Raw genomic sequence first — 3,946 nt, forward strand, 5'->3', positions numbered from 1 at the left:
CCCGGGGGCCGGGCCACGGACCGGAATGGGCGGTCGGGCGGGAGAGCGCTCCGGGAAACGCTCGGGGGACGCCGGGCGGGCGTTCGGGTGATCGCCCGGAGCGCTCAGCCCGCCGTCGCGGTCAGCCGGAGCGTGCCGTCCGCGGCGGCCAGCAGCACCGGTGTTCCGGCGCCGCCCAGATCCCGCACCGCCGCCAGATCCTCGGCCGCGGGCTCCCCGGCCTCGGTGACCACCGCCGCCGCCTCCAGCGATCGGGCCCCGCCGGCCACCGCCATGGCGATGGCCGTGCGCAGGGCGCTCAGTCGCAGGGACTCCAGGGCGACCGTGGACGCCACGTAGGTGCGACCGGTCTCGTCACGGACCGCGGCGCCCTCGGGGGCGCTGTTGCGGGCCCTGGCACTGCGCGCCAGGGTGATGATCTTGCGGTCCTCGGGGTTCAGCGCGTCATCGCTCATGGCGAGCAGCATAGAGAGGGCGCTCCCGGCGGGGCCCGCCGGGCCGGCGCGGGCCCCGCCGGGTCACGGCCGCCGGGATCCCTTTTCGGCGTCTTCGGCGTCGCCGCCGTGTCCGGTACCCGTACCCGTGTCGCCGTCGGGTCCGGGGGGCGGGGAGCCCTCCTCGCCGCCCCCGGCGCCGGTCTCCCGGGCGCTGTCGAGGTCTTCCGCGGGGGCCATCGAGGCGGTGGTCACCGGTCCGTCGTCCCCGCCCGGGCCCCCGCCGGCGGGGGCCCGGGCGCCGACGGCACGGCCGGGCGCGTCCGCCGGCGCGTCGGCGTCCGGCGCCGCCCGCTCCCCGGGGCGAATCGGCTCGACCAGCACCGTGAGGATCCGGTTGCGGCGTCCCGCCGGGGACTCCGCCGTCAGCCGCAGTCCCGCCAGGTTGGGTGTCCCGTGCCGCCCGGTGAGATCGACCTCCGCCGTCGCACCGGCGATCGGGACCCGGCCCAACCGCTTGGCGAGCAGCCCGCCGACGGTCTCCACGTCCTCGTCCTCCAGCTCGACGCCGTACAGCTCGCCGAGGTCGCCCAGATCCAGCCGGGCGGTGACCCGGTGCCGTCCCCCGTCCAGCGGACGCACCGGCGGCAGCTCCCGGTCGTACTCGTCGGTGATCTCGCCGACGATCTCCTCCAGGATGTCCTCGATGGTGACGATGCCGGCCGTGCCGCCGTACTCGTCGATCGCGACCGCCACGTGGATGTGGTCGCGTTGCATCTCGCGCAGCAGGTCACCGGCGTTCTTGGTGTCCGGCACGAAGGTCGCCGGCCGCATCGCGGTCTCCACGGCCCCGCTCTCGGACTCACGGCTGACGTGCACCCGGCGCACCAGGTCCTTGAGGTACAGCACGCCGACGATGTCGTCGTCGTTCTCACCGGTGACCGGGATGCGGGAGAAGCCCGAGCGCAGCGCGAGGGTGAGCCCCTGGCGCAGGGTGCGGTCCCGGGGGATCGTCACCAGGTCGGTGCGCGGCACCATCACCTCGCGCACCATCGTGTCGCCCAGCTCGAAGACCGAGTGCACCATGCGGCGCTCCTCGTCCTCGATGAGCCGGTCCCGCCCCGCCAGGTCCACCATGGCGCGCAGTTCCGCCTCGGAGGCGAACGGTCCGCGCCGGAAGCCCTTGCCGGGGGTCAGGGCGTTGCCCAGCAGGATCAGCAGTTGGGTGAGCGGCCCCAGCACCCTGGCCAGCGGCAGCAGGACGTGGGCGGCGGCGGTGGTGGTGTTCACCGGGTGCTGTCTGCCGATCGTGCGGGGCGAGACACCGACCGCCACGAAGGAGATCAACAGCATGACACCGAAGGCGAGCCACAGGGCCTGCCACGCGGAGTCGACGGACACCAGGCAGGCGTAGGTGACCAGCACCGCGGCGGCCGTCTCGGCGGCGACCCGCAGCAGCAGGGCGAGGTTGAGGTAGCGCACCGGGTCGGCGGCCACCGCCGCCAGCTGGGCCGCGCCCCGCTTGCCGGCCCGCACCGCCTCCTCGGCCCGGTAGCCGTTGATGCGGGCGATGCCCGCCTCCGCGCAGGAGGCGAGCCAGGCCAGCAGCACCAGGACCGCGACGCCGGTGAGCAGGGAACCGGTCATGTCGTCGTGGGGGCGGGGGAGGGGCCGGTGAGCCCCCGTTCGTCGCGCCAACCGTCCACGATCGCCTTCTGCAGGCCGAACATCTCGGCCCGCTCGGACGCCTCCTCGTGGTCGTAGCCGAGCAGGTGCAGCACCCCGTGCACGGTGAGCAGATGCAGCTCCTCGTCCATGGAGTGCGCGGTGGGGGCGGCCTCGCCCTGCCGGCGGGCCACCTCGGGACAGAGCACGATGTCCCCCAGCAGGCCCGGTGGGGGCTCCTCCTCGTCCTTGCCGGGGGGACGCAACTCGTCCATCGGGAAGGACATCACATCGGTGGGCCCGGGCAGGTCCATCCACTGCAGGTGGAGCTGCTCCATCGCGGCGGCGTCCACCGCGATGACCGACAGCTCGCACTGCGGGTGGATCCGCATGCGGGCGAGCGCGTAACGCGCGATGTCGAGTACGGCCCGCTCGTCGAAGTCGAGGCCGGACTCGTTGTTCACCTCGATGGCCATGATCGCCGGCCCGTCACCTTCCGGAGTGGTCGGTGCGGCCGGACCGGTTCCGTCGGTCGCGGCGGGCGACGCCCTCGGGGGCGTCGCGCTCGCCGCGGCCCTCCCGCTCCTCGCGCTCGCGGTCGTCGTACCGCTCGTAGGCGTCGACGATCCGACCGACCAGCTTGTGCCGGACCACGTCCGAGCTGGTGAGGCGGGAGAAGTGGACGTCCTCCACGCCGGTCAGGATCTCCTGGACCTGGCGCAGACCGCTGCGGGTGCCGCCGGGCAGGTCCACCTGCGTCACGTCACCGGTGATCACGATCTTGGAGTCGAACCCGAGCCGGGTCAGGAACATCTTCATCTGCTCGGGGTTCGTGTTCTGCGCCTCGTCCAGGATGATGAAGGCGTCGTTGAGGGTGCGTCCGCGCATGTACGCCAGCGGCGCCACCTCGATGGTGCCCGCCGCCATCAGGCGGGGGATCGAGTCGGGGTCCAGCATGTCGTGCAGGGCGTCGTACAGCGGCCGCAGGTAGGGGTCGATCTTCTCGTAGAGGGTGCCGGGCAGGAAGCCCAGCCGCTCCCCGGCCTCGACCGCCGGCCTGGTCAGGATGATGCGGTTGACCTGCTTGGACTGCAACGCCTGTACGGCCTTGGCCATCGCCAGGTAGGTCTTGCCGGTGCCCGCCGGGCCGATACCGAAGACCACGGTGTGCCGGTCGATGGCGTCCACGTAGTGCTTCTGGTTCAGCGTCTTGGGGCGGATGGTGCGACCACGGCTGGAGAGGATGTTCTGGGTCAACACGGAGGCGGGGCTCTCCCCACCGTCGCCGCGCAGCATGGCGATGGCCCGCTCGACGGCGTCCTCCGTCATGGGCTGTCCGGTGCGCAGCACCAGCATCATCTCGTCGAACAGGCGCTGGATCAGGGCGACCTCCTGAGGGTCGCCGGTGGCGCTGATCTCATTGCCGCGGACGTGGATGTCGGTCGCCGGGAAGGCCTGCTCGATCACCCGGAGCAGGGAGTCGCCGGAACCGAGCACCGTCACCATGGGGTGCTTGGCCGGCACCGTGAAGCGGGCGGTGGCCTCGGCGGCGGTGGTGTCCCCCGCGGCACGGGGTGTGGATGTCTGAGTCATGGGCGGCCCGAGGGGCCCGTCATCCCTCTCTGCTCCTCGATGAACGGACCTCAAGGGTACGACGCCGCGCCGCCGGAGGCGTGGTCGATTTTCCGCGACCCCGCGCGATCCCGCGCGCCCCTCCCGGTCGTGCGCAGGGGACGGAGGGGACCGGTCGGGCCCCAAGGGTTCGGTGGGTTCAGCGGGAGGGGTCGCCGAAGCCCAGGGTGGGCACCGCCCGGCGCAACGGTCGGCCCACCACCGGCCCCTCGATC

3 protein-coding genes and 1 pseudogene are annotated in these 3,946 nt (G+C 73.1%); all 4 read right to left on the reverse strand.

What is annotated here, in order from left to right:
• Positions 1 to 104 precede the first annotated feature (104 nt).
• The 4 genes and pseudogenes from FNQ90_RS15080 to FNQ90_RS15095 all read right to left on the reverse strand — a co-directional run bounded on the left by FNQ90_RS15080 (position 105) and on the right by FNQ90_RS15095 (position 3,692).
• The gene (locus FNQ90_RS15080; protein WP_182606856.1) at positions 105 to 467 is read right to left on the reverse strand and encodes a cytidine deaminase; all 363 of its coding nucleotides are present in this window, start codon (positions 465 to 467) and stop codon (positions 105 to 107) included.
• Positions 468 to 773: 306 nt separating this feature from the next.
• A pseudogene (locus FNQ90_RS15085) lies at positions 774 to 2,081 on the reverse strand (hemolysin family protein); the annotation flags it as partial.
• The gene (ybeY, locus tag FNQ90_RS15090; RefSeq protein ID WP_182606858.1) at positions 2,078 to 2,575 is read right to left on the reverse strand and encodes an rRNA maturation RNase YbeY; all 498 of its coding nucleotides are present in this window, start codon (positions 2,573 to 2,575) and stop codon (positions 2,078 to 2,080) included. The pseudogene FNQ90_RS15085 and the gene ybeY, both read right to left, overlap by 4 nt.
• A gap of 13 nt (positions 2,576 to 2,588) precedes the next feature.
• Complete coding sequence (locus tag FNQ90_RS15095; RefSeq protein WP_182606859.1) at positions 2,589 to 3,692, reverse strand: PhoH family protein; 1,104 nt, start codon at positions 3,690 to 3,692, stop codon at positions 2,589 to 2,591.
• Positions 3,693 to 3,946: the final 254 nt, after the last annotated feature.

The organism is Streptomyces alkaliphilus (genome assembly GCF_014141535.1).
Lineage (GTDB): Bacteria > Actinomycetota > Actinomycetes > Streptomycetales > Streptomycetaceae > Streptomyces > Streptomyces alkaliphilus.

What these genes read in the sequence shown, in the direction of transcription:
- FNQ90_RS15080 (WP_182606856.1), bottom strand. Translation starts at nt 467, where the DNA reads ATGCTGCTCGCCATGAGCGATGACGCGCTGAACCCCGAGGACCGCAAG.
- ybeY (WP_182606858.1), bottom strand. Translation starts at nt 2,575, where the DNA reads ATGGCCATCGAGGTGAACAACGAGTCCGGCCTCGACTTCGACGAGCGG.
- FNQ90_RS15095 (WP_182606859.1), bottom strand. Translation starts at nt 3,692, where the DNA reads ATGACTCAGACATCCACACCCCGTGCCGCGGGGGACACCACCGCCGCC.